The organism is Sphingopyxis sp., from assembly GCF_035250425.1.
Taxonomy (GTDB): Bacteria; Pseudomonadota; Alphaproteobacteria; order Sphingomonadales; family Sphingomonadaceae; genus Sphingopyxis.
In genome coordinates this window covers 23438-47589 of sequence record NZ_DATFFD010000189.1, presented here as the reverse complement: position 1 = coordinate 47589, position 24152 = coordinate 23438, and the positions used below count along the sequence as shown (strand labels likewise).

22 protein-coding genes and 2 tRNA genes are annotated in these 24152 nt (G+C 64.8%); 11 read left to right on the top strand and 13 right to left on the bottom strand.

Annotation, left to right across the window (positions count from 1 at the left end):
- Positions 1 to 33: 33 nt before the first annotated feature.
- Positions 34 to 252, bottom strand: coding sequence for a hypothetical protein (locus VJ811_RS11480; RefSeq protein ID WP_324072412.1), 219 nt, complete (start codon positions 250 to 252; stop codon positions 34 to 36).
- Between the two features lie 185 nt (positions 253 to 437).
- Between VJ811_RS11480 and VJ811_RS11475 the strand changes: the two genes are divergently transcribed.
- Positions 438 to 522: transfer RNA gene (locus tag VJ811_RS11475), tRNA-Leu, on the top strand.
- Between the two features lie 63 nt (positions 523 to 585).
- Entirely contained in the window at positions 586 to 2184 is a 1599-nt protein-coding gene (gene tig / locus VJ811_RS11470; protein ID WP_324072409.1) for a trigger factor, read from the top strand.
- Between the two features lie 150 nt (positions 2185 to 2334).
- Here tig and VJ811_RS11465 read toward each other — a convergent pair whose 3' ends face one another.
- Positions 2335 to 2952 (bottom strand): DNA-3-methyladenine glycosylase 2 family protein, encoded by a 618-nt coding sequence (locus VJ811_RS11465; protein WP_324072408.1) that lies wholly within the window; start codon positions 2950 to 2952, stop codon positions 2335 to 2337.
- Positions 2953 to 3053: 101 nt separating this feature from the next.
- Here VJ811_RS11465 and VJ811_RS11460 point away from each other — a divergent pair, with 101 nt between their 5' ends.
- Positions 3054 to 3371, top strand: a complete 318-nt coding sequence (locus tag VJ811_RS11460) for a 2Fe-2S iron-sulfur cluster-binding protein (RefSeq protein ID WP_324072406.1) — start codon at positions 3054 to 3056, stop codon at positions 3369 to 3371.
- Between the two features lie 106 nt (positions 3372 to 3477).
- Here the strand turns inward: VJ811_RS11460 and rlmB are convergent, their stop codons facing one another.
- The gene (gene rlmB / locus VJ811_RS11455) at positions 3478 to 4245 is read right to left on the bottom strand and encodes a 23S rRNA (guanosine(2251)-2'-O)-methyltransferase RlmB (protein ID WP_324072404.1); all 768 of its coding nucleotides are present in this window, start codon (positions 4243 to 4245) and stop codon (positions 3478 to 3480) included.
- Between the two features lie 80 nt (positions 4246 to 4325).
- On the opposite strand from rlmB, the gene VJ811_RS11450 reads away from it, so the two are divergent.
- Positions 4326 to 4411: transfer RNA gene (locus tag VJ811_RS11450), tRNA-Tyr, on the top strand.
- 215 nt (positions 4412 to 4626) lie between these two features.
- Here the strand turns inward: VJ811_RS11450 and VJ811_RS11445 are convergent.
- The 7 genes from VJ811_RS11445 to VJ811_RS11415 are packed head-to-tail and all read right to left on the bottom strand — an operon-like array spanning position 4627 to position 10783.
- The gene (locus VJ811_RS11445) at positions 4627 to 5238 is read right to left on the bottom strand and encodes a LutC/YkgG family protein (protein ID WP_324072402.1); all 612 of its coding nucleotides are present in this window, start codon (positions 5236 to 5238) and stop codon (positions 4627 to 4629) included.
- On the bottom strand, positions 5235 to 6629 hold the full coding sequence (locus VJ811_RS11440) for a lactate utilization protein B (protein WP_324072401.1): 1395 nt from the start codon (positions 6627 to 6629) through the stop codon (positions 5235 to 5237). Before VJ811_RS11440 ends, VJ811_RS11445 begins: the two co-directional genes overlap by 4 nt.
- A complete protein-coding gene (locus VJ811_RS11435) occupies positions 6626 to 7393 on the bottom strand; it encodes a (Fe-S)-binding protein (RefSeq protein ID WP_324072400.1) in 768 nt (255 codons plus the stop codon). The genes VJ811_RS11440 and VJ811_RS11435 overlap by 4 nt, the downstream gene beginning before the upstream one ends.
- Positions 7390 to 8364, bottom strand: a complete 975-nt coding sequence (locus tag VJ811_RS11430) for an alpha/beta hydrolase (RefSeq protein WP_324072399.1) — start codon at positions 8362 to 8364, stop codon at positions 7390 to 7392. Before VJ811_RS11430 ends, VJ811_RS11435 begins: the two co-directional genes overlap by 4 nt.
- Positions 8355 to 9167: a rhamnogalacturonan acetylesterase gene (locus VJ811_RS11425; RefSeq protein ID WP_324072398.1), complete on the bottom strand. Its 813-nt coding sequence runs from the start codon at positions 9165 to 9167 to the stop codon at positions 8355 to 8357. Before VJ811_RS11425 ends, VJ811_RS11430 begins: the two co-directional genes overlap by 10 nt.
- A complete protein-coding gene (locus tag VJ811_RS11420; RefSeq protein WP_324072397.1) occupies positions 9167 to 9931 on the bottom strand; it encodes an SDR family NAD(P)-dependent oxidoreductase in 765 nt (254 codons plus the stop codon). Before VJ811_RS11420 ends, VJ811_RS11425 begins: the two co-directional genes overlap by 1 nt.
- An 18-nt stretch (positions 9932 to 9949) precedes the next feature.
- A complete protein-coding gene (locus tag VJ811_RS11415) occupies positions 9950 to 10783 on the bottom strand; it encodes an IclR family transcriptional regulator (protein WP_324072396.1) in 834 nt (277 codons plus the stop codon).
- Between the two features lie 191 nt (positions 10784 to 10974).
- Here VJ811_RS11415 and rhmD point away from each other — a divergent pair, with 191 nt between their 5' ends.
- From rhmD to VJ811_RS11385, 6 genes are all read left to right on the top strand, one after another.
- Positions 10975 to 12168: an L-rhamnonate dehydratase gene (rhmD, locus tag VJ811_RS11410; RefSeq protein WP_324072395.1), complete on the top strand. Its 1194-nt coding sequence runs from the start codon at positions 10975 to 10977 to the stop codon at positions 12166 to 12168.
- Between the two features lie 13 nt (positions 12169 to 12181).
- Entirely contained in the window at positions 12182 to 13036 is an 855-nt protein-coding gene (locus tag VJ811_RS11405; RefSeq protein ID WP_324072394.1) for a fumarylacetoacetate hydrolase family protein, read from the top strand.
- Complete coding sequence (locus tag VJ811_RS11400) at positions 13033 to 13776, top strand: SDR family NAD(P)-dependent oxidoreductase (protein WP_324072393.1); 744 nt, start codon at positions 13033 to 13035, stop codon at positions 13774 to 13776. Before VJ811_RS11405 ends, VJ811_RS11400 begins: the two co-directional genes overlap by 4 nt.
- A 66-nt stretch (positions 13777 to 13842) precedes the next feature.
- Entirely contained in the window at positions 13843 to 14742 is a 900-nt protein-coding gene (locus VJ811_RS11395; RefSeq protein ID WP_324072392.1) for an amidohydrolase family protein, read from the top strand.
- Positions 14739 to 15797: an L-rhamnose/proton symporter RhaT gene (gene rhaT, locus VJ811_RS11390; protein ID WP_324072391.1), complete on the top strand. Its 1059-nt coding sequence runs from the start codon at positions 14739 to 14741 to the stop codon at positions 15795 to 15797. The genes VJ811_RS11395 and rhaT overlap by 4 nt, the downstream gene beginning before the upstream one ends.
- 4 nt (positions 15798 to 15801) lie before the next feature.
- Positions 15802 to 16875 (top strand): glycoside hydrolase family 43 protein, encoded by a 1074-nt coding sequence (locus tag VJ811_RS11385; RefSeq protein WP_324072390.1) that lies wholly within the window; start codon positions 15802 to 15804, stop codon positions 16873 to 16875.
- Positions 16876 to 17055: 180 nt separating this feature from the next.
- On the opposite strand, the gene VJ811_RS11380 is transcribed toward VJ811_RS11385, so the two are convergent.
- From VJ811_RS11380 to VJ811_RS11370, 3 genes are all read right to left on the bottom strand, one after another.
- Positions 17056 to 19983, bottom strand: a complete 2928-nt coding sequence (locus VJ811_RS11380) for a TonB-dependent receptor (RefSeq protein ID WP_324072389.1) — start codon at positions 19981 to 19983, stop codon at positions 17056 to 17058.
- 119 nt (positions 19984 to 20102) lie between these two features.
- Positions 20103 to 21068, bottom strand: coding sequence for a glycoside hydrolase family 43 (locus VJ811_RS11375; protein ID WP_324072388.1), 966 nt, complete (start codon positions 21066 to 21068; stop codon positions 20103 to 20105).
- Positions 21068 to 22579, bottom strand: coding sequence for an MFS transporter (locus VJ811_RS11370; protein ID WP_324072387.1), 1512 nt, complete (start codon positions 22577 to 22579; stop codon positions 21068 to 21070). Before VJ811_RS11370 ends, VJ811_RS11375 begins: the two co-directional genes overlap by 1 nt.
- 108 nt (positions 22580 to 22687) lie before the next feature.
- On the opposite strand from VJ811_RS11370, the gene VJ811_RS11365 reads away from it, so the two are divergent.
- On the top strand, positions 22688 to 24022 hold the full coding sequence (locus VJ811_RS11365) for an oligogalacturonate lyase family protein (protein ID WP_324072386.1): 1335 nt from the start codon (positions 22688 to 22690) through the stop codon (positions 24020 to 24022).
- The last annotated feature ends 130 nt before the right edge of the window (positions 24023 to 24152 follow it).

Genomic DNA, 24152 nt, shown 5'->3' with positions numbered 1-24152 from the left:
AAGTGATTAGCTCGCTAAGCTCTTCGGTTGGCGTCAGCTTTGCTGCGGCGGCACCTCGCTCGGGCCGCGGCCGGGCTGGTCGATGTCGTCGCCGCCGGGCGCGCCGGGAACCTCGAGCGGCTGGCCGGCGGGATCTTCGAGCGGGGTGGGCTGGACCGGCTGTTCGGGCGGCGCGACCGGGTCGATCACGTCGGGCTTGGGCTTGGGCAGCGGGTCCGCCGCATGGACGTGCAGGCTGGAGTTGAAGGTCATAAGATGTCTCCTTGCCCGATCAACGGGCGAGGGCGGGGACGCGTTCCGCAAGTCGGCGCGGATCGCGCACTTTCGGGGCGTTCCGGCCCTTGCCCTTGGCCGCGCGTCTGCTATAGCCCCGCGCGGCCCGCACGGGCGTGCGCGGCTTTGCGCGCTTCTTCGTGCACCCGGCCGAAGCTTCCCAAGCGGGCGTGGCGGAATTGGTAGACGCGCTGGTTTTAGGTACCAGTATCGCAAGATGTGGGGGTTCGAGTCCCTTCGCCCGCACCAGTTTCGTGACAAGCGCGAAGGCCGGGAAACCGAGAGATTTTGAGCAAGGATAAGACCAAGGCAATGAAGACCGTCGAAACGCTGAACGAAGGCCTGAAGCGCGAATATCGCGTCACCATCACCGCCAAGGATATCGACAAGCGCGTCGATGACGAGGTGAAGAGCATCGCGCCGACCGTGCGCATGCCCGGCTTTCGCCCCGGCAAGGTGCCGCCGAACCTGATCCGCAAGATGCACGGCGCCGCGCTGTCGGCCGACGCGCTGAACAAGGCGATCGACGCCGGCGTTCGCGACCTGATGGGCAAGGAAAAGCTTCGCCCCGCGTTGCAGCCCGCGGTGACGCTGGCCGACGATTATGAAGCCGGCAAGGATGCCGAGATCACCGTCGCGCTCGAAGTGCTGCCCGACATCGAGACGCCGTCGATCGAAGGGCTGAAGCTGGAGCGCCTGACCGTTCCCGCCGACGACAAGGCTGTGATGGCCAAGATCGAAGAATTCGCCGCGCAGATGAAGCGCTTCGAAGAGGCGCCGAAGACCAAGAAGGCCGCCCAGGGCGATCAGGTCATCATCGACTTCGCCGGCAGCGTCGACGGCGTCGCCTTCGACGGCGGCACGGGCGAGGATATGGCGGTCGAAATCGGTTCGGGTCAGCTGATCCCGGGCTTTGAAGACCAGCTCGTCGGCGTCAAGGTCGGCGACGAAAAGATACTGAAGGTCAGCTTCCCCGACGATTATCCGGTCGCGGACCTCAAGGGTCAGCCGGCCGAATTCGCCGTGACGGTGAAGGAATTGAAGGTTCCGGCCACGTCGAAGATCGACGACGAGTTCGCCAAGACGCTCGGCCTCGAAAGCCTCGACAAGCTGAAAGAGCTGATGAAGGATCAGGTCGAGCAGGAGCTGAACGGCCTGACGCGCACCTATATGAAGCGCAAGCTGCTCGACCAGCTCGCCGCCGCGCACGACTTCGACGTGCCGCCGACGATGGTCGAAGCCGAGTTCAACCAGATCTGGCAGCAGCTCGAGCATGAAGTCAGCCACGAGGAAGATCCCGAAGCGGCGAAGGCCGAGCTCGAGAACGACCGCGACGATTATCACGCGATCGCGGTGCGTCGCGTCCGCCTCGGCCTGCTCCTCTCGGAAATCGGCCAGGCGCATGGCGTGCAGGTTTCGAACCAGGAAATGCAGCGCCTGATCGCGCAGGCCGCCCAGCAGTATCGCCCCGAAGATCGCACCCGCTTCATCGAATATGTCCAGCAGGACGCGCTCGCCGCGGCCCAGCTCCGCGCCCCGCTCTATGAAGACAAGGTCGTCGACTTCTTGTTCGAAAAGGCCGAGATCAGCGACCGCGAAACCACCCGCGAGGAACTGGAAGCCGCGATCGAAGCCGATGACGACAGCGGCCATGTCCATGGCCCGGGTTGCGGCCATGACCTTGATCATAAGCCCGCCAAGAAGGCCGCCGCGAAGAAGCCGGCTGCCAAGAAGGCCGACGTGAGGGAGGAGGCCGCCGAAGCCGCTCCCGCGAAGAAGGCGCCGGCGAAGAAGGCCGAAGCCAAGGCCGAGGAAAAGCCCGCCGCGGCGAAGAAGGCTGCTCCGGCGAAGGCCGCCGAAGACAAGCCCGCTGCCAAGGCTCCGGCCAAGAAGGCTGCGGCGAAGAAATAAGCTTCGGCTGAAGATCGACAAAAAGGCCGGGTGGAGGATGCTCCACCCGGCCTTCCTTATACCACGTCGCCCCCGCGAAGGCGGGGGCCGCTATCGGTGTGGCGCAAGGTTGCCAACGGCCCCCGCCTTCGCGGGGGCGACGATATAGCCTCAGATCACATCCATATTGTAGCAATGCCAGCTGAAGATCGCCGCCGCGCCGCGATGCGGGCGCCAGGGTTCGGCGAGTTCGCGCGCGGCCTTCTCGCTCGGCCGCGCGCCGAGCTGGAAGATGCGGCCGACGGCTTCCTGCACCGCAAGGTCGCCGGCGGGCCAGATGTCGGGACGTCCCTCGGCAAAGAGCAGATAGATTTCGGCCGACCAGCGGCCGATGCCCTTGACCTTGGTGAGCAGCGCGATCGCGTCCTCGTCATCGGCGGGGAGGGCGTCGAATTTGAGCTCGCCGTCGAGGATCAGCTGCGCGAGGCTTTTGGCATAGCCCTGTTTCTGGCCCGACAGACCGCAGGCGCGCAGCGTGTCGAACTCGGCGGCCGCCATCACCTCGGCAGGGCAACCCTCGCCGAATTGCGCCTCCAGCTTGTTCCAGATCGAGTTGGCCGCAGCGACGCTGACCTGCTGGCCGACGATCGTGCGCAGCAGCGTGGCATAGCCGGGTTCGCGGATGCGCGGTTCGGGATAGCCGACGTTGCCGAGCGCGCGCGCGAAATTGGAATCATTCGCCGCAAGCGCGTCGATTCCCGCGTTCAGCTGCTGCCGGCTGAGGCCCATCGCATATTCTCCTTTTGTTCCTTCGGTAGCCAATAGCAACGCTTGATTTGACAAGCAACGCGCGACATAGCGCCAGCGACAACGAAGATATGGGGACTAGCATGGCGAAGCTGATTGTCGTGACGCGCGACGGAACCGAGCATGAGATCGAGGGCGACACCAGCCTGACCGTAATGGAAAATATCCGCGACGCCGGGTTTGACGAACTGCTCGCGCTATGCGGCGGCTGCTGTTCGTGTGCGACCTGCCATGTCCATGTCGAAGCCGGCGCGACCGACCAGTTGCCCGCGATGAGTGAGGACGAGAACGACCTGCTCGATTCGACCACCGACCGCGACGACAGCTCGCGCCTGTCGTGCCAGCTGCCGTTCAGCGACGCGCTCGACGGGTTGAAGGTGCGGATCGCGGCGGAGGATTAAGTCGTCGCCCCCGCGAAGGGCGTTTCAGAGTCACGTGCCTCTGAACGCGGCCGCAGTCGGCCTTAAACAACGTCTCCAGCGGCCCCCGCCTTCGCGGGGGCGACGCTTACTTGCCCGCCGTCGCCACCGCGTAGAGCGCGATCGCCGCGGCGTTCGAGATATTGAGGCTTTCCATCCGCGGCGAGATCGGCAGCTTTGCCAGCACGTCGCAATGTTCCATGACATTGTGGCGCATGCCGTCGCCCTCGGAGCCGAGCACGAGCGCGACGCGGCTGCCGTCGAGGGCCGAGCCGAGCGTCGTTTCGGTGTCGCCCATCAGCCCGATGCGCCAATATTGCGCCTCGGCGATTTCCTCGAGCGCGCGCGACAGGTTGACGACCCGCACCCACGGCACGATTTCGAGCGCGCCCGACGCCGAGCGCGCGATGACGCCGCTTTCGGGCGGGCTGTGGCGATCCTGCGTGACGATCGCGGCGGCATCGAACGCCGCGGCTGAACGCAGCACCGCGCCGATATTATGCGGGTCGGTGACCTGGTCGAGGACGATGAGCGGGCGCTTGCTGTCGGCGTCGACCTCCTGCTGCAACAGATCGCCGAGGAAGACATCCTCGAGCGGGTCGACCTCGATCACCAGCCCCTGATGCGGCGCGTCGCGCGCGACGAGTCGCGCCAGGTCGGTGACCTCGGCGTAGCTGATCGGAATCACCGGCGGCAGGTCGAGCTGGCCCAGCGCTTCGCGCGTCCCCCAGATGCGCTTTACGGTGCGTTCGGGGTTGGCGAGCGCGGCCAAAACGGCGTGCCGGCCCCAGAAGCGAATGGCTTGCCCGCGCGCGTTTTGGCTGGCGGGGCGACGATGACGAGAAAATTGACGCATGATGCGGCGCCTTTCCCATGACTGGCATTGACAGGCAAGCCTCGTTTCGCCATTGGACCGCTTCCCAAAGCGGACCCCATGGACAGGTGGCCGAGTGGTTAAAGGCAGCAGACTGTAAATCTGCCCGGGTTTCCGTACGCTGGTTCGAATCCAGCCCTGTCCACCATTCGCTCCTCCGGGGGCTTCCGATAAAATCCGAGTTACGTTATCGAACCCGGGCGAATGCGATGGTTCGCTAGTCCGGCACTGTCCGAGACAATCCGACCCAAGCACAGCCCTCCGCGGGCATCCTTGCCGGCGATCCCGAAGCTGCGCGGAACAGGACGCGCCGGATCATCGGCGATGTGATCGAGCTGATCGACGTGGCCAGGGCGGAAGGCGTCATCCAAGCAGAATGACGTGCAGAAAGCGCGGGCCGTGCGCCCCGCGCACATATTGGCCCTCGATGTCGGTCGTGCCTGAAACGCCCGTGATCCAGTAATGCGCACGGGGCTGCGGTTCGGGCCGGATCGCATCCTCCAGATGCGCGACGATCGCGTCCGCGCGCAGCAGGACGATGTGGTGTAGCGCGAGGAAATTGGGAAGCATCGGCGCATCGGGCGCGGTTTCGAAGATCAGCGATCCGGTTTCGGCGACCGCGCAGCGCGCGATCCCGAGCGCGGCGGCCTCATCGGGGGCGCATTGTTCGTGAAGCACGAAGCCGGTCCAATCGCAGCCGTGCAGCCCAGAGGCCGGGGGCAGGCAGAGCGTCGCGGGCAACCCCTGTTTTCCCAGATAGCGTGCGATCGCTGCGGGGAGATCAGCCAGCGTTTCGACACGATCGTGGCTTGCGGCGACGGCCGGTTGCGCGAGCCGCTCCAGAAATGCCGCTTCGAGCGTAGGGCCGGTGAGCGCCGGGCGCTCGGGCGTGACCAGCAGCGCCGCTGCCTCTGCGGCGATCGCTGGTGAATCGGTGTCGGGCAGGGCGCCCAATATGGCGTCACGCGCGCTCATCGGCGTTGCTCCCGCTGATACAGGGTCGAGAAACTGTGCGGTGCGGGCGCGGGCATGTCGCGGTGCCGCGTCCAGCCGCCCGCGAGCGGCAGACGGCCGATCCAGCCCTGGCGCCGAAACAGGCGCATGGCGGGGAGTGCCATTGCCACGGCCAGCCGGTAGAGGTGCGGGCGCTGCGCTACCCAGGCCCAGAGGCCGATGCCCGCGCGCGTCGTCACTGGTTCCAGCCCCTCGCGCCAGCTCTTCTCGCGCCAGCCGCGCAGCAGCGTGGGGAGCGGGATCCTGACCGGGCACACCTCCTGGCATTTGCCGTTGAGCGTGCAGGCATTGGGGAGGTCGCGATTGGCTGCAAGCCCGTCGAGCGCAGGGGTCAGCACCGCCCCCATCGGCCCCGGATAAGTGCCGCCATAGGCATGGCCGCCGATCTGGCGGAAGACGACGCAATGGTTCATGCAGGCGCCACAGCGTATGCACCGAAGCATCTCGGCCAAACCTTCGGCGCGCATCTTCGTGCGGCCATTGTCGACGAGCACGATGTGCATCTCTTCGGGACCATCGCGGTCGCCGGGACGGCGCGGTCCCGCATAGAAGCTGGTATATTGCGTGAGTGCGGCCCCCGTCGCCGAGCGCGCGAGCATCCTGAGCATGTGGATTGCGTGCGGCAAGGAGGGGACGAGCTTTTCGATCCCTGCGGTCACGATATGCACGCGCGGCGGCACCAGCGAAAGCTCCGCATTGCCTTCATTGGTGACGGTGCAGATTGCGCCGGTGTCGGCGATCAGGAAATTCGCGCCCGAAATCCCGACATCGGCATCCAGCATCTTCGACCGCAGCTCGCGCCGCGCGCTTTCGGCCATCGCTGCGATCGTCTCGTCGGTCTGCGGCTCGCGATGATGTGCCTTGAACAGGTCCGAGACCTGTTCGCGAGTCTTGTGCATCGCGGGCCAGACGATGTGTGAGGGGCGTTCGCCGGCCAATTGGATGATATGTTCGGCAAGGTCGGTTTCGATCCGTTCGATCCCGGCCGCGGCCAGTGCGTGCGGCAGGCCGATCTCCTCGCCCAGCATCGATTTGGAGCGCGCTACCGTTCGCGCGCCGGCAGCCTTGCAGATATCGACGACGATCGCGCAGGCCTCGTCCGCGGTGCGCGCCCAGTGGACCTTCGCGCCAGCGGCGACCGCATTGGCCTCGAACTGCCGGAGATAATGGCCGAGATTGGCGATCACATGATCCTTGATCGCGGCGGCGCGGGTACGTGCGGCTTCGAAATCGGGAAAAGCGCCCACTGCGGTCGCGCGATTGGCCTCGGCCCGGCCGGCGGTGCGTTCGACGGCTATCTTGAGCACGCGATTAGCGAGCGCGGCATCTGCGCGCTCGATAAAGCCGCTCATGCTTCTTCCCCGATCGCAGGGCCCTCGCCCATGCCAGCGATCATCTCCAGCGCATGGAAGGCGCGAATGGCGGATCCGCGCCGGTTGAGCTTGCCCGCCATGTTCATCAGGCAGCCGAGGTCGCCCGCCAGCAGCAGATCGGCGCCGCTTGCCTCGATCGCCTTGGCTTTTTCCTCGACGATCGCGTTGGAGATGGCGGGATATTTGACGCAGAAGGTGCCGCCGAAGCCGCAGCAGGTTTCCGCGCCCTGTAGCGGCTTCATTTCGAGGCCTTTCACTGCGGCGAGCAGCCGGCGCGGCTGCGCCTTGATGCCCAGCTCGCGAAGCCCCGAGCAACTGTCATGATAGGCCGCACTCGCTGCGAGCGCGATGCCCTCGGGCCGCCAGCCGCAAACTTCGTCCAGATAGGCCATGATCTCAAAGGTTCTGGCCGCCACCGCCGCCGCGCGCGGCCCCCAATCAGGATCGGCTTCGAACAATTCCGGATAATGGCAGCGGATCGTTCCCGCGCAGGAGCCCGACGGCACGACGATATGCGCATAGGGTTCGAGCAGCGCGATGGTACGGCGCGCGATCGCGATGGCATGCGCGCGGTCGCCTGAATTGAGCGCGGGCTGGCCGCAGCAGGTCTGCCCCTCGGGCACGACAACATCGCAGCCAGCCGCCTCAAGCGCGCGCAAGGCGGCAAAGCCGACGCGCGGACGCATGAGATCGACCAGGCAGGTAACGAACAGCGCGACGCGTGGAGGGGCGGGGGGGCTCATGCCAGGCCGTGCCGCGCGGCAAAGCCGCGAAACAGCTCGGGCCAGGGGGACGGGGTCCGGTCGGGCAGCGAGAGTCCGAAGCCATGTCCACCGGTTTCGAGGAGGTGGCATTCGGCCGGGATGCCCGCGCGGCGCAGCGATTCCAGCATCGCCAGGCTGTTCTCGGGCGGCACAACGCTGTCGTCGAGCGCGTGCGCCAGGAAGGTCGGCGGAGTGGCCGCGGTCACGCCAGTGTCCATCGCGCAGGCACGCAAGGATTCGGGCGAGGGTGCGGCGCCCAGCAGCTGTTCGCGTGACCCGCGATGGACATGCGCGCCCTCCATCAGGATCACGGGATAAAGAAGACCCGCTACTTTCGGCCGCGCGGACAGCGCATCGGCAGCGTCGATCGCGTGATAGCTTTCGACATGCGCGTGCGTCGCCAGCCAGGCAGCCAGATGGCCGCCCGCCGAAAAGCCGATCACACCGGTTTTTTCGGGATCGAGGCCATAGCCGCCCGCCCGCTGGCGGATCAGCCGCAACCCGCGCTGCGCGTCCTGGAGCGGAGCCGTGTGGCCCGCCGCCCAGCCATCGGCAGGAAGCCGATAGAGCAGGATGAAGCAGGTAAAGCCGGCCTCGGCAAAGCGGCGCGCGATCGCATAGCCTTCATGCCCGATCGCAACCCGGCGATAACCGCCACCGGGGATCAGCAGCAGCGCCGCACCATTGGGCCGTTGTGGGCGAAGCACGGTGAGCGTCGGCCGCGTGACATGGGTGAAGGCAGTGTCGGTCTTGGGGCCGTTGGGTGAGCGCGGCACCTCGGCCTCGGTGACGGTCACATGCTCGCCGCCCGGCGCTTCGCCCGGCCAAAGCGCGAAGCGCTCGAAGCCTTCGGGAATTGCGGCACGGGCGGGGCGTGCGACGACAGCCAGCCCGAGCGCGGCGGCGCTGCCCGCGATCAGCGTGCGCCGATCGACGTCGTTCACCGGCATTGGGTGCTGCCCATTGCAAAAGTGCGCGTGAGGTCGGCGCGATCGTCGCGAACCTTGGCCGATATGCCAAGGCCCAGCCCCTTCAGCCCGCCGAGCACGAGGTCGGCGACACCGCGCGCGCCGAGTTCGCTGAAATGCGTGTCGTCGGCGATGCCTTTCGGAAAGGCCGCAACGCCGTCCTCGGGTTTGTAATGCAGATAATAGGCCTTGGACGCCTCGACGCCCGCCCGATCGATCCAGTCGCGCGAGAGCGTTTCGAGGTCGATCAGCGGCGTGCCTGTGGATTGCGCGAGTTGGCGCACGACCGCCGAATATTCGGCGAAATCGGCCTTGGCTTTGCCATCGGCGAAAGAACGCCGTGCCACCGGGGTCAGCAGAACCGGCACTGCGCGCGCACCGCGGACGGTCCAGATGAAGCGCAACAGATTGTCACGATAGTCGGTCCGGGCAGCGGCGAAGCGCTCGGGCTTGGCGGTGTTGGCGTCGTTATGACCGAACTGGATGAGCACGGTGTCACCGGGTGAAAGCTGTTCGGTCAGCCTGTCCCAGCGGCCTTCGCCGATGAACGTTCGCGTGCTGCGGCCGCCCATCGCCAGGTTGGTCACGCGGATATCGGGGGAAAGCCCGCAAGGCAGCATCATCCCCCAGCCGGTCTGCGGATAGCGCGACGCGGGATAGTTGGCCGCCGTCGAATCGCCCGCGATGAACATGGTGCTGCCCGGCGCTGAAGACGAAGCCGAAGCCGATCCCCCGCCCGCTGCGAAGAGCAGCACGGCGGCGATGCCTGTGGATAGCGCGCGCATCATTGCAGGTTCACGAACATGCCGCCGTCGACGAGCAGCGCCGCGCCCGTGACATAGGCGGCGAGGTCGGACGCGAGGAAGGCAATGGGACCGATCATGTCCTCGGGCTGGCCGAGCCGGCCCAAGGGAACGCGGCCTTCCATGTAGCGGCGCTTCTCCGAATCGGCGAGATCGTCCTTGTTGATCTCGGTCAGGATCGTGCCCGGAAGCACCGAGTTGCAGCGGATGCCATGCTTGCCGAGCGCGATCGCGGTCGATTGCATCAGCGAATGCACACCCGCCTTGGTGGGGGTGTAGTGCGTCTGATACGCGCCGCCGACGAGCGCCGAGATCGACGAAACCGCGACGATCGAGCCGCCATGCCCCTGCGCCACCATCTGCTTCGCCGCCGCCTGCACCATGAAATAGGCGCCGTGCATGTTGACGCGCATCGTGCGCTCGAAGGTTTCGACCGGCATGTCGAGAAAGGCATGGAAAGGACAGATGCCCGCATTGCTGACCATCACGTCAACCTTGCCAAAGGCATCGACCGCGCGCGCGATGAAGTCGCTGGCGGTCTCGGGGGCGGCGACATCGCCCTTCACGGCGAGCCCGCGCCGGCCGAGCTTTTCGATCTCGGCGACGCAACTTGCCGCGCCCGCATCGTCGCGGTGGAAGTTGATCGCCACGTCCGCGCCATGCTGCGCCGCGCCGATCGCGGCGGCCCGGCCGATTCCCGTCGATGCGCCCGTGACGAGCACGGTCTTGCCTTCAAGCAGCTTCACCCCTTCATGTCCTTTCGCTTATTGCCGCTTGGCGCGGCGTGATTGCTTGGCGTCCGGGGTCCAGCCCAGGTCGCCGCTGATTTGCCTGGCGGTGTCGCGCACGTCCTCGCTGAGCGCTGCCATGCGCGCGTCGTCCATATATTGCGCGGCACTCGACACGCTGATCGCGGCGACGATCTTGCCCGAAGCATCGCGGATCGGGGCCGCCACGCAACGGATCAGATCCTCATTCTCTTCCAGGTCGAAAGCATGGCCTGCTTCGGCATAGCCACGCATCCGTTCCAGCCAGACGTCATAATCGACCTGCTGGGCGCCGCTGGCGCGATCGCCGCCGAACAGGCGCTGCCAATCGGCCTCGCTGTCGTCGAGCAGCAGCGCCTTGCCGAGCCCGGTCGAGGTGAGCGGTTGGCGATCGCCGATGCGGCTCGAAATCTCGACGCGGCGGCGGCCTGAAATCTTGTCCAGATAGAGCGCAAGGTCGCTGTCGAGGCGGCCGAGATGGACGGTGTCTTCGGTGAGCGTTGCAAGCTCCTCGAGGCGCGGTCGTGCGATCTGCACCACATCCGCCTGGCTCTGCGCAAGAAAGCCGAGCTGAAGCAGCTTGGGGCCGAGTTGATAACCCTCGCGCGGCAGGAAAATAAGGAAGCCGCGATCGATCAGTGCATTGGCGAGACGATGCGTCGTCGAGCGCGTCAGCCCCATGCGCGCAGAAAGCTCGGCGAGCTTCACCGGCCCGTCGATCACTTTGTCGAGCATGTCGAGGCCGCGCAGCAATGTCTGGCTGCCCTGAACCTTGGGTCCGGATTTTTCCTCCCGCTCGCCCAAATCTTCGTTTGACGCTTTGTGTCTCATCTAGTAATATCCTATCCCATAAAGTGAGAAAGTAAACAGGCAATGGAGAGAACTGCGCAGGTTCACCCGCGGCGCTCCCCGAAAACTGCACGATTACCGCAATCGCGTATCACATTATGGTACGTTGTGCGCCGGATTTTTCTCAGTGTGCGGTCGGGGAGTGTCGAGGCTCCAGTCAAGGGACACGGAAAGTGACGATAAGCAAATTGCCCAGAATTCGCGTGGTTCGCGCCTTTGTCGTGCGCGGGGGCGGGGCTGATTATCACGATCAGGGCGCGGGGCATTGGATCGACGATCACATCGCGACGCCGATGAGCCGCTATCCCGAATATCGTCAGTCGCGGCAGAGCTTCGGCATCAATGTGCTCGGCACGCTGGTCGTCGAGATCGAGGCGGAAGACGGCACGATCGGCTTTGCAGTGACAACGGGGGGTGAACCTGCAGCTTACATCGTCGAGAAGCATCTGGCGCGCTTCCTCGAAGGGCGAAGCCCGGTTGAGGTCGAGAAGATCTGGGACCAGATGTATTTCTCGACGCAATATTATGGCCGCAAGGGGCTGGTCGTGAACGCCATTTCGGGCGTCGACCTCGCGCTTTGGGATCTGCTCGGCAAGCTCAGGGGCGAGCCCGTCTATCACATGCTTGGCGGTGCCGTGCGCGACGAGCTGCAATTCTACGCCACCGGTTCACGCCCCGATGTAGCGAAGGAGCTTGGTTTCATCGGCGGCAAGATGCCGCTTCACCACGGTCCCGCCGAAGGCATCGAGGGGCTCCACAAGAATATCGCCGAGCTGGCCGAGATGCGTTCGCGCGTCGGGTCCGATTTCTGGCTGATGTGGGATTGCTGGATGGCACTGGACGTCGATTATGCGACGCGCCTCGCCATCGCGGCGCATGAGCACGGCCTCAAATGGATCGAGGAGGCGATCAGCCCTGATGATTATTGGGGCTATGCCGAGCTGAAGCGCAACGTGCCCAAGGGCATGCTGGTCACCACCGGCGAGCATGAGGCGACGCGCTGGGGCTTCCGCATGCTCATGGAAATGGATTGCTGCGACATCATCCAGCCCGATGTGGGCTGGTGCGGCGGCGTTACCGAACTCGTCAAGATATCGGCGCTGGCCGATGCGCGCGGCAAACTCGTCGTGCCGCACGGATCGAGCGTTTACAGCTATCATTTCGTGATTACGCGCCACAACTCGCCCTTCGCCGAATTTCTGATGATGCATCCCGGCCCGACCGAGGTCGTGCCCATGTTCCATCCCCAGCTCATCGGCGAGCCCGTTCCCGAGAATGGCCGCCTGCGCGCGTCTGCGCTCGACAAACCCGGCTTTGGTGTCGAGCTCAACCGCGATCTCGACATGCACCGCCCTTACGAACATTGAGGATCAAGAACCGATGAAATTCTGCCGCTATGGCCCCCGCGGCCAGGAAAAACCTGGCCTGATCGACGCAGACGGCCGTATCCGCGACCTGTCGGGCGTTATCGCCGACTTGACCCCGCAAGCGATCGCGGGCCTGTCGGTCGATCCTGCGAGCCTGCCGCCGGTCGAAGGCGATCCACGCTATGGCGTGCCTGTGTCGGGCATCGGCAAGATCGTCGCTATCGGCCTCAATTATGAGGACCACGCGATCGAATCCAACCTGCCGATCCCGACCGAGCCGGTCATGTTCATGAAGGCGCTCTCCAGCCTCACAGGTCCCAATGACGAGGTGATGATCCCCAGGGATTCGACGCACACCGACTGGGAGGTCGAGCTGGGCGTCGTGATCGGCAAGACCGCGCGCTATGTCGAAGAAGCCGAGGCGCTGTCCTATGTCGCGGGCTATTGCGTCGCCAATGACGTGTCCGAGCGCTTCAACCAGAAGGAGCGTGGCTCGCAATGGTCCAAGGGCAAGGGGCACGACACCTTCTGCCCTGTCGGCCCCTGGCTGGTGACGCCCGATGAGGTGAGCGATCCGCAGAATCTCGACATGTTCCTCGACGTCAACGGCGCGCGGATGCAGACGGGCAACACGAAAACGATGATCTTCAACGTCGCCGAGCTGATCTCTTATGTCAGCCGCTTCATCACGCTCTATCCGGGCGACTTGATGATTACTGGCACGCCGCCGGGTGTGGGCGAGGGCAAGAAGCCCGAGAAGATATTCCTGAAGGCCGGCGACAGCATGCGCCTTGGTATCGCCGGGCTCGGCGAGCAGCAGCAGCAGGTCGTCGCATGGCGCCATCTCGGGGATGCGGTGCTCGGATGAGTTTCGCAGGACGCTTCGCCGGGCGTGCGGCGATCATTACCGGGGGCGCTTCGGGGCTTGGCTTAGCCGTTGCCGAACGCATTCTCGCAGAGGGCGGCAAGGTCTCGATCTGGGACGTGAACGGCGGCCTTGAAGAGGCGCTCGCCCGTCTTGACGGCGCACATGGCGTCAAGGTCGACGTGTCCGATGCCGATGCCGTCGCCGCCGCGGCGGCCGAAAGCGCCGCCGCGCTCGGGCGCGCCGATGTGCTCGTCTGCTCGGCCGGGATCACGGGGGCAACCGCACCCGTGCAGGATTTCCCGATCGAAAGCTGGATGCAGGTCGTGGGCGTCAACCTGAACGGACTGTTCTACTGCAACCGCGCGGTAATCCCGTACATGCTGGCGAACGGCTATGGCCGTATCGTCAACGTGGCCTCGGTCGCGGGCAAGGAAGGCAATCCCAACGCCTCGGCCTATTCGGCGACCAAGGCGGGCGTGATCGGTTTCACCAAGTCGCTCGGCAAGGAGCTGGCGGGCAAGGGCGTGATCGTCAACGCGCTGACGCCTGCGACCTTCGAGAGCCCGATCCTCGAACAGCTACCGCAGAGCCAGGTCGATTACATGCGTTCGAAGATCCCGATGGGGCGGCTGGGCGAGGTGCATGAAAGCGCCGCTATGGTCTGCTTCATGGCCTCGGAGGAGTGCAGCTTCACCACCGCCTCGACCTTCGATACGTCGGGCGGCCGGACCACTTATTGATGAGGGCCCCATGCCCGCGACCTTCCGGAACAGGTAAGGCGCGGCCGGCAGGCTTTGGGAGAGGCCATGGATCGCATTGCTTTCATCGACGCGCATGTCCATCTCTGGAACCTGTCGCATATCCGCTATCCGTGGCTCACCCCGCCCTTCGACGATAACGGCCCGAATGGCTCGGTCGAGCCGATCGCGGCCAATTATCTGCTCGACGATTATCTGGCCGACGCCGCGAACTGGGACGTGCGCGGCGTTGTCCATGTCGATGCCGGTGCCGATCCCGCCGATGCGCTCAAGGAGACGCAGTGGCTCCAGGCAATGGCCGATGCGCGCGGCATGCCCAGTGCGATCGTCGCCTTCGCCGATCTTGCAGCTCCCGACGTCGACGTGCTCCTCGCAGCACATGCCGCGCATCCCGATGTCCGCGGTATCCGCCATATCGTCAACTGGCATGCCGATTCCCGCCGCACCTACACGCCGCGCGATATAACGCAGGATAAGGCCTGGCAGCGCGGCTATGCCCTGCTCGGCCGTCATGGGCTGAGCTTCGACCTTCAGGCCTATCCCGTCCAGTTCCCCGGCCTCGTCAGGCTGATCGAGCGCCACCCGGATATTCCGGTGATGATCAACCATGCCGGCATGATGGTGCCCGGCGAGGAGGAGGAATGGCGCACCGGCATCGCCGCGCTCGCCGCCATCCCCCATGTCGCGGTCAAGCTCTCGGGCATGGGGTTCGCTCGCCGGCCCTTCGATCGCGAACATGCCCGCGGATATGTGCTTGCGGCGATTGACGCCTTCGGTCCCGATCGCGTGATGTTCGCGAGCGACTTCCCTACCGACAGGCTCTTCGGCGGCTTCGACCAGCATCTTTCCGCCTATGCCGCCTTCACCGCCGATTTTGCGCCGGGCGAGCGCGCCGCGATGTTCGCGGGCAACGCCAATCGTCTCTATCGACTCGGGATCGCATTATGATCGCCAATCCGTTGCTCGGCGTTTTCTTCCACTGGCTCGGCGGCCTCGCCTCTGCGAGTTTCTACGTGCCCTATCGTGGCGTGAAACGCTGGAGCTGGGAGATATACTGGCTGACGGGCGGCCTCTTCTCCTGGCTGTTCGCGCCCTGGTTCTTCGCCAGTCTGCAGACCGAGGATCTGCTCGGCGTGCTTGCGCAGACGCCTGCACCGGTGGTCGGCTGGCCGATCTTCTTCGGCCTGCTCTGGGGCTTTGGCGGGCTCGGTTATGGCCTCGTCATGCGCTATCTTGGCCTCTCGCTCGGCATGGCGGTGGTGCTTGGCCTATGCACCGTCTTCGGGACCCTCATCCCGCCCATCTTCGCGGGCGAGTTCGCTGCGAAGCTGCTGATACCCCTGTCGGGTCGCGTCATCCTCGCGGGCATCCTGCTGACGCTCGCCGGCATCATCGTCGTCGCCATGGCGGGCGCACGCAAGGACGCCGCGCTCACCGCCGAGCAGAAGGCCGCCGCCGTCGAGGAGTTCGACTTCAGAAAGGGCGTCGCAGTCGCGGTGTTCGCGGGCATCATGTCGGCCTGCTTCGCCTTTGGCCTTGCGGCGGGCGAGCCGATCAAGGCGCTCTCCGCTGCGGCCGGAACGGGGCCGCTCTGGACCGGGCTCCCCGTGCTCTGCCTCGTCATGTTCGGCGGGCTCGTTACCAACGCCGTCTGGTGCGCGGTCCTGATCACGCGCAACGGCACCGCGCCGCAATGGCTGGGGCAGGGGGATGCTGCGGGCGCCCCGCTCGGCCGCAACCTGCTGTTCTGTGCGATTGCGGGCACGGCCTGGTATTTCCAGTTCTTCTTCTACACCATGGGTGAAAGCCAGATGGGCAGCCTCGGCTTTTCGAGCTGGACCCTGCATATGGCGAGCATCATCATCTTTGGCACGATCTGGGGCTTCGCCTTCCGCGAATGGAAGGACGCGGCGCCGCGCGTCAAACGCACTGTCTGGCTGGGCGTCGGCATTCTGCTGCTCGCGACCGTCGTGATCGGCTATGGCAATCTGCTTGCGGAGTAATTCTATGCGTTCGCTGATCCTCGCCGCGCTGCTGGGCAGCGCCACGGTGCTCTCCGCAACGGCGCAGGCGCCCGCCGAAGCCCCGCTGCTGCTGCCGCAGATGCAGCTCCACGATCCCTTCATCGTCGCCGACGAGCAGAGCCGCACCTATTATCTGTTCACCCGTAACGAAGAGGCGATGACGGGCGATACGCGGCTGGGTACGATGGTCTATACCAGCAAGGATCTGAAGCACTGGACCAGGCCCAGGCTGGTGTTCACGCTGCCCGAAAACGGCACCTGGGCCAGGGCCGGCAGCTGGGCGCCCGAAGTGCATCACTGGAAGGGCAGATGGTATCTCTTCACCACCTTCCACGATGCCGATGCCCCGCTGCCCGCGACGGGCAAGCGCAAGCTCTATCGCCGCGGGACGGTGCTCGCGGTCGCCGGCAAGGTCGACGGCCCCTATCGCCTAGTGAACAAGGGCGAGCCGATAGCGCCCAAGGAACTGATGACGCTCGACGGCACGCTCCATGTCGATGCGACGGGCAAGCCTTGGTACGTTTACGCGCATGAATGGCTCCAGACCACGGTCGGCACAATCGAGGCGATGCCGTTGACCGGCGATCTCAAGCCCGCGGGCAAGCCGCGCATGCTGTTCAAGGCCGACGAGGCGGATTGGGCGCGCGGCCAGCACCAGCCCGATGGCGAAAGCGTCTGGGTCACCGACGGTCCCGAGCTGTACCGCACCAAGGCGGGCACGCTGCTGATGCTGTGGTCGAGTTATGGCGAGCGCGGCTATGTCCAGGCGCTCGCGCGCTCGAAATCGGGAAGCATCGAGGGGCCGTGGGAACAGCTCGGTCCGCTCGTCCGCCGCGACAGCGGCCACGGCATGCTCTTCCGCGCCTTTGACGGGCGACTGATGATGATCCTCCACCGTCCCTTCACTTATGCGCTCGGTCGGCTTTACGAGATGCGTGACGCAGGCGACCGGGTTGAGGTGGTGCGCCAGGCAGTCGAGCTCGACCTCGACGCCTATCCGACGCATCCCTGCGCGGCGAAGGAATCGCCCACCGGCAACAGGCTGCCCGATTGCTGAGACGTATTTAACCCATGTCGTCCCAGCGAAAGCTGGGTTCCTAGCAATGTCAGAGCCTCGTGTCGAAGTTCGACCTATTTCCTCGACATCGCTTGCGTTCGCCGGGGCAACATCGAGCGGATATGAAAACAACAACGGCCGCGGGTTCCCCGGCGGCCGCGCTGCAACCCTGAGGCTCCCTCAGAACTGGACGTTGATGCCCGCCGAGAAGGTCCGCCCGATCCGCGTCTCGAACAGCGTGTCCTGCCGGACACTGTCGATGTAGAGGCGGTTCTGCTCGTCGGTCAGGTTCTGCGCCTCCAGGATCAGCTTGATATCGTCGGTGATGTTGTACGAGGCCGAGGCGTCGACATAGACGGTCGGCGCATTGCCCTGCAGGTCGCTGCCCTGCGAGGCCGGGATACCGCGGATGAAGCGATCGCGATAATTGATCGTGCCGCGGATGCTGAACTTGTCGTCCTCGTAATAGAGCGTGCCCGAGGCCGTGTTGGGCGACAGGCCGACCAGGTCGGCGGTCGTCGACACGGTGCACTCGCCGGCGACGCTGGCGAGGCAATATTCGATCTCCGACGTCACATGCGTGTAGTTCGCCAGCACGCCGAAATTGCTCAGGAAGCCGGGCAGGAAGGTCAAAGGCACCTGCGCATTCAGCTCGATACCCTTGAGCGGACCGCCGGGCGTATTGAACGGCTGCGACACGTTGAACAGCTCGGTCGGCAGCGTGTTCGAATTTTCCAGAAGCGCGTTGGGAAGGCCGAGCTGATTGAAAGGAATCTGGCTGTTGATCGTCTGGATGAAGCTCTTGATGTCCTTGTAGAAGAAGGCGACCGAGAGCAACGCGCCGGGCTGGAAATACCATTCGATCGCCGCGTCGAAGGTGTTGGCGCGGATGGGATCCAGGAACGGGTTGTTCACGTTACCGACGCGGGTGATCGGGTTGACGCCGCTGGTGGGTGTCAGCAGCCCCAGTTCGGGGCGCGCCATGACCTTGGCGCCCGACAGGCGGATGAGGACATTGTCGATCGGCTCGATCACGATATTGGCTGAAGGCAGCCAGTCGTCATAGCCGTTGAAGGCCTCGGCATATTGGCCCACCAGATTGGTGGGCGATGTCACGCCCGCTGGCGGTGCGACCGGGATATAGCCCGACGACTTCATGTCGGTGCGGATATAGCGCACGCCCACATCGCCGCGCAGGCCGATGCCGACCATATCGGTCAGATCGAACTGGCCCATGATATAGGCGCTCTTGATTTCCTCGCGCACGCGTGCGCGCCCGCCGCCGCATTCGACGCCGCAGTAGCGAACATCGTCGAAGCCGAAAGCGTCGGCCCATTTATCGGGGTCGATCGCGGCCCAGCTATTGGGCGCGCCATGCCCCCAGAGCTTGCCAACGCCTTCGATCTGTCGCGTTATGTCGGCCAGCGTCGTGCCCGCGGGCAAGGCGCGCACGGCGGTGTCGGCGTTAAAGGGCCGCAGGAAGGTGCTCAGGAACTCGCTTTCGCGATACTGGCCGCCCACCTTGATCTTGAAGGCGTCGCTCGCGGTCCAGGTCAGGTTGAGTTCGCCCATGACGTTGTCGGTCGTGTTCTTCGATGGCTTGCCCTGGAAGCTGAAGCCGCCGAGCACCGTCCCGTCGGCGCGGCCCGGCGCATAGGTGAAGGCATTGGGATCGGAGACGTCGAAGCCGAAGCCGATCGTCGGCACGGTGCCGCCATTGCGGAAGTCGATCGAGAAATTGTCGCTGTCGATCACGTCCATGAAAGTCTGGAGGCGCTTCTTGCCGTCCCAGACCGACTGGTTGAGGCCAACAAGGCCGCTGAGCTCCAGCGAATCGTTGAAGCGATGCCTGAAATTCAGATTGGCCTGCTTGAAGGTCGAGACGAAGTGATCGACCAGCCCTTCGGAACGGACATCGACGCCGTCGAACAGGCCGTAAACGAGCGAGCCGTTCTCGTCGAACTCGACGTCGCGCACCGACACCATCGGCTGGCCGTTATTGGCGATCGACCGTGCGAAGGAGAGGCCCGCAATATAATTGTCGCGCCGCGTCACATCGAAGCGCGAATAGAGCATGTCGAGCGAGATGTCGGTATCGTCATCGGGGTTGAACTGAAGCGTCAGCGTCCCGGCGATCCGTTCCTGATCCTGTTCCGAATTCACGTAGCGCGGAATGCGCGGCAGAAAGGCGCCGCTGCCCGCTATATTGGGTGCGTCCGCCCGCCGCAGATTCTGGATCGTCTCATAGGCGGAAACGGTGCCCGTGCGCGGATTGCCGGTGCTGCAGTTGAGCGCGTCGGCGCCCTTGGCAGGGTTGTTCGCGGGGTTTTGCGGCGCATAGCCAATTGGCGAGCACAAGCCGCCATTGACGTTGGTCGGCAGTATGTCGACCCCCGAATAGCCGACCTCGCGGATGTTGCGCTTCTGATAGGCAATCGACCCGAGCACGCCGAACATGCCGTCGCCGAACTTCTTCGACACCAGCAGCGAGGCGCGGGGATCCACCTTTTTGGATAGCTCGTTGTAGATCCCGCGCGCCGTGGCCGAAAGGACGAAGTCTTCCGCAGTATCGAAGGGCTTGGGCGCAGTCAGGTCGACCGTCGCGCCCAGCGACCCTTCCTCGACATCGGCCGAGGGTGTCTTGCGCACCGCGAGCGACGAGAAGATTTCGGTCGGGAAGACGTTGAAATCGAAGCTGCGGCCATTGTTGCCAGCGCCATAGATGTCGGACGAACCCGTCTGCGACGTGCCTTCCATCCCGTTGATCCGCACGCGCGTGAAGCCCGGTCCGAGCCCGCGCACCGAGATATTGCGGCCTTCGCCGCCGTCGCCGCGCGCGAGCGCGATGCCCGGAATGCGCTGCATCGATTCGGCGAGGTTTGAGTCGGGGAACTTGCCGATGTCCTCGGCCTTGATCACGTCGATTGCCGCCGCCTCGTTGCGCTTCTCCTCCAGCGCCTGGGTCAGCGACTGGCGGAAGCCGGTGACGATGATCTCTTCGGCCTCGGCGGCCGGCTCGGCGGCCTGATCTTGCGCCCATGCCGGCTGCGCGGCGATCAGCGCCAAAGTGGATGACAACGCAAGAAACGCAATGCGATTGCGGCCCATCGAACCTCCCCTTCCTATCCTCTGGTCAAATTGCATGTCCCATTATATGGGACTTATTATCACATAGTAAATATCAGACAATTGGGCCATGAGCAAGCCTTCCCGCGCGGGGAGGTGGATCAGGGGGTAGGCAGTGGCGCGACCGGCGCTTCGCGGTCGACCGAAAGCACGCCGTTCTCTTCGCGCAACTCGGCGATTTGCAGCACGGTGCGGCGGCCCCATGCCGGATCGCGCAGCGCCTCGCCCTCGTCCGACTGGTGGACGAAGTAGATGATCCAGGCGCGCGCACCGGAAACAATCACATCGGGATGCTGCCCCTTGGCGCGATCGGTGGGCTGTGCACCGGCGTCGGCCAGGATATAGCCGGGCTGGCGAGTCCAGCGCGTCGCATCGTCCGAGCGCATGACGAGCAGCCCCTTCCATGCATCGCTCACCAGCCACCATCGACCCTTCCAGCGGAAGGTCTTGGGGCCTTCGCCCGGTGTGTCGACCGCCATGTCCTTGACCTGCCAATGGACAAGATCGTCACTGTCCGCATAGCGGATCGCCTTGCCGAGGCGTTCGTCGTTGAACCAGAGGCGATAGCCGCCGCCCGGCAGCGCCGCGACGCTCGCGTCGATGACGCGGTCCGAGCCCAGTTCGAGTCGCTCGCCGCACGCCCATTTCTCAAGGTCACGACTGGTGAGGTGGACGATGAAGCGCGGCGCGTTCCAGTCCCTGAACACGCCGGGGACAACCGTCAGCCACATATGCCAGGTGTCACCGAAGCGCTGCACCTCGGGCGCCCAGAGCGTCGCGCCCGTGCAGCTCTCCGGGATCCGTGCCTTGCCCGCATAGCGCCAGCGTATGCCGTCGCGCGAGGTGGCGACGCCGATATGCGTGCCGTGAACCCAGGATAGGTCCTTGTCATCGACGAGCAGGTCGGCGCGGCGATTGGTATAGAACATGCGCCATTCGCGCCTCGAAGCGTCCCATACCGTCGACGCATCGGCCGCCCCGTCGTGAAGGGGATCGCGAAAAAGCGGTTTGGGAGCGACGTCCTGCCCTGCGCCGGCGAGCAGCAGCGCCAGCGCCAGCGCCAGCATCAGCGCGCAGACCCCGCGACGGGGTTGCGACCCCAGAGCTGGTCATAGCGCCAGCCCGACAGATCCTCGACGATCGCCCTGTTCTCGGGCTCGGGCGGGGTCGGGTCACTGGCACGCAGCCGCTCGATCTCGCTCATCAGCACTTCATGGGTACGCACGTCGAGACGGAAGCGCAGCGAAACGACGATACCCGCGGCCAGCACCATGATCGTGCCCAGGCCCAGGATGGCGGCAATGGCATTCAGTGCTTCGGGACTCTGCGTCTGCGCGCCCGAAACGAATCCGCCTGCCTCCATCAGCATGCCGACGCCCGCAACCGCCGCCGCCTGCGTCGCCTTGCGGACGAAGGTCATCACGCCCGCAAAGCTCCCTTCGCGGCGCTGGCCGGTCACGATCTCGTCGACATCGGCCATATAGTTGTAGGTCGCCCAAGGGATATAGTTGAGCGCGCCGCGGCCGAGGCCCGCAAGTCCGATCGCGATCCAGATATAGGGACTGGTCGAAGTCGAACCCTGTAACCAGAGCGCGATCAGCACCATCACGCCACCCGCGAAGCACAGCGCGGCGAGGCGATAGGCAAGCGCGGGCGAGGCGCGAAGCGCGAGGTTGATCGCGATCACCACCGCGACGAACTGGACGATATACATGGTGCCGAGCAGGCCCGACGCAACCGCCGTGGTGCCCGCCAGCGCGAAGATCACGAAGAAGGTGAAGGCGGCATTGAAGATGTCCTGGCTGATATAGCCGCCCAGATACATGCCGAGGTGGAGGCGGAAAGCGCGGATGCGCATCGTCGAGAGCAGGTTGCGGTAGAGATTGGTGAGCGCCGCTCCGATTCCGTCATCGGACACCGCGGCGATCCGGGGCACCGCGCGATCGCGCTCCCAGCTGAAGAAATAGAGGAAGGCGGCGGTCGCCATGAACAGCGCGGCGAAGATGCAGCCCATCCAGAAGAAGGTGTCCGCGCTGTCATGGCCGAGCGCGTTGATGAGCCAGAGCGGTAGGAAGCCCGCGAGGATCGCGGCGGTCTGCCCGAACAAAATGCGCACGCCTGCGAACTTGGCCTTGGTCCTGTAGTCGCTCGACATCTCGGCGGCGAGCGTCTCATAGGGGATGATCACGCTCGCATAGACCAGCTCGAAGAACACATAGGTGGCGAGATAATAGGGGAAGGTCTGGCCGGGCAGCCACATCAGGGCAAAGCTCGGCAGAAGCGGGATCGCCGCCAGGATGAAGAAGCGCCGCCGTCCGAATCGCCGTCCGAGCCGGGTGTCCCCGAAATGATCGGAAATATAGCCGATCAGCGGCGAAGCGATGGCATCGAGGATGCGCGCCACCGCGAAAATCGCCGCCGCCTGTCCCGCGGAAAGCCCGCAGAACTGTGTGTAGAAGATGAGAACCCAGCCCGAGATGACGGCCATTGAGCCCGCGCCAAGCACGTCGTTGGAGCCATAGGCAAGATAGTTGATGAGGCGTACCGGGCGGCCCGGATTTGCTATTGCGGTCGCCAAAATCGCTCTCCCATCAGGCGCCGGCTTGCATCACCGGTGCATTATTGATCATATAGTGAGTAGCTATCACACTATATGGAACAGTCAAGCGGCTGCAAGGAGGTATATATGGGTTTGGGACGCGGGATCGGAACTGTCATGATTGCGATGCTGGCAAGCGCCTCGCCGGTGGCCGCCGCACCGGCTGCGCAATGGGTCGATCAGCTGACGGGGCACAAAATTGTCCGCATCAGCCGCGTGCCCGACAGCGTCAGCCTCTATTTTCACCAGAATAGCTATACGCCCGAGGGCGACAAGATGGTGATGACCGTGCCGGAGGGCATCGCGGTGGTCGACCTCAAGAGCTGGGACGTGAAGCCGCTGGTGCGCCGGAAAGGCGTCTCGCTGCTCTTCACCGGCCGCAAGACGCGCACCGCCTATTACAGCAGCCGCGCGCGCGACGACGCGGGCAAGGGGATGGCGATCTTCGCGGTCGATATCGACACGGGACACACCCGCAAGATCGCCGACGTGCCGGGCGGCACGATCGGATCGATCAATGCGGACGAGACACTGCTGCTGGGCCAGGTCGCGCTGGGCAATCAGGATCTGCGCCCCGACGGCACGCGCCAGCAGAATCGCCAGGCAGCAGGCCGTGTCGTCGGACCCGGCGAGTATGACTACAATGCCGTCGGCTCCGACGGGAAGCCGCTGACCTTTGCCGAGGCCAAGGAGGTGCGGCTCAACGAGCGGCTCGAGGCGAAGATCCCGATGGAGATCTTCACCATCGATGTGCAGACCGGCGAGCGCAAGGTCGTCACCGCCTCGACCGACTGGCTCAACCATATCCAGTTCTCGCCCGCCGATCCGCAGCAGATCATGTATTGCCACGAAGGGCCCTGGCACAAGGTCGACCGCATCTGGACCATCCGTGCCGACGGCGCGGGGAAGACGCTCGTCCACAAGCGGACGATGAACATGGAGATTGCGGGCCATGAGTTCTTCTCGCCCGACGGCAGGACGATCTGGTACGACCTCCAGACCCCGCGCGGCGAAGTGTTCTGGCTGGCGGGCTATGATCTCGCGACGGGCAAGCGCCACCAATATAAGGTCGAGCGCAACCAATGGTCGGTGCATTATTATCAGTCGCCCGATAGCGCCCTGTTTTCAGGCGATGGCGGCGACGCGGAAATGGTCGCCAAGGCGCCCGACGGCAAATATCTCTACCTTCTCCGTCCCAGGGCGATCCCCGATGTCGCGGGCATCCACGCCCCCAATGCCGATGAGCTGATCGTGCCTGGCACGCTCGACGCCGAAAGGCTCGTCGACATGCGCAGGCACGATTATCGGCTCGAACCCAACATGACCTTTACGCCCGATGGCAAATGGATCGTCTTTCGCGGCAATTTCGAGGGCGCGACGCATGTCTATGCAGTGGAGGTAACGAAGGCGAGCGGCAGCTAGCCGGTGATTGTCACCGGCCGTTGATGCCGATCGTCGCGCTGCCGGGCGCGGCTGCGCTTCCCATCTTCAGATGGCCTTCGCGCGGGCGCACGGGCTGTTCGCGCGCGTCGATGTGCAGCCGCTTCGGCGG

Coding starts and splice junctions, on each gene's coding strand:
- VJ811_RS11440 (WP_324072401.1), bottom strand. CDS start 6,629: ATGAGCGGCTTTATCGAGCGCGCAGATGCCGCGCTCGCTAATCGCGTG.
- VJ811_RS11480 (WP_324072412.1), bottom strand. CDS start 252: ATGACCTTCAACTCCAGCCTGCACGTCCATGCGGCGGACCCGCTGCCC.
- VJ811_RS11435 (WP_324072400.1), bottom strand. CDS start 7,393: ATGAGCCCCCCCGCCCCTCCACGCGTCGCGCTGTTCGTTACCTGCCTG.
- VJ811_RS11380 (WP_324072389.1), bottom strand. CDS start 19,983: ATGGGCCGCAATCGCATTGCGTTTCTTGCGTTGTCATCCACTTTGGCG.
- VJ811_RS11425 (WP_324072398.1), bottom strand. CDS start 9,167: ATGCGCGCGCTATCCACAGGCATCGCCGCCGTGCTGCTCTTCGCAGCG.
- rlmB (WP_324072404.1), bottom strand. CDS start 4,245: ATGCGTCAATTTTCTCGTCATCGTCGCCCCGCCAGCCAAAACGCGCGC.
- VJ811_RS11365 (WP_324072386.1), top strand. CDS start 22,688: ATGGGTTTGGGACGCGGGATCGGAACTGTCATGATTGCGATGCTGGCA.
- tig (WP_324072409.1), top strand. CDS start 586: ATGAAGACCGTCGAAACGCTGAACGAAGGCCTGAAGCGCGAATATCGC.
- VJ811_RS11385 (WP_324072390.1), top strand. CDS start 15,802: ATGCGTTCGCTGATCCTCGCCGCGCTGCTGGGCAGCGCCACGGTGCTC.
- VJ811_RS11405 (WP_324072394.1), top strand. CDS start 12,182: ATGAAATTCTGCCGCTATGGCCCCCGCGGCCAGGAAAAACCTGGCCTG.
- VJ811_RS11445 (WP_324072402.1), bottom strand. CDS start 5,238: ATGAGCGCGCGTGACGCCATATTGGGCGCCCTGCCCGACACCGATTCA.
- VJ811_RS11415 (WP_324072396.1), bottom strand. CDS start 10,783: ATGAGACACAAAGCGTCAAACGAAGATTTGGGCGAGCGGGAGGAAAAA.
- VJ811_RS11460 (WP_324072406.1), top strand. CDS start 3,054: ATGGCGAAGCTGATTGTCGTGACGCGCGACGGAACCGAGCATGAGATC.
- VJ811_RS11400 (WP_324072393.1), top strand. CDS start 13,033: ATGAGTTTCGCAGGACGCTTCGCCGGGCGTGCGGCGATCATTACCGGG.
- VJ811_RS11375 (WP_324072388.1), bottom strand. CDS start 21,068: ATGCTGGCGCTGGCGCTGGCGCTGCTGCTCGCCGGCGCAGGGCAGGAC.
- VJ811_RS11430 (WP_324072399.1), bottom strand. CDS start 8,364: ATGCCGGTGAACGACGTCGATCGGCGCACGCTGATCGCGGGCAGCGCC.
- VJ811_RS11395 (WP_324072392.1), top strand. CDS start 13,843: ATGGATCGCATTGCTTTCATCGACGCGCATGTCCATCTCTGGAACCTG.
- rhaT (WP_324072391.1), top strand. CDS start 14,739: ATGATCGCCAATCCGTTGCTCGGCGTTTTCTTCCACTGGCTCGGCGGC.
- VJ811_RS11465 (WP_324072408.1), bottom strand. CDS start 2,952: ATGGGCCTCAGCCGGCAGCAGCTGAACGCGGGAATCGACGCGCTTGCG.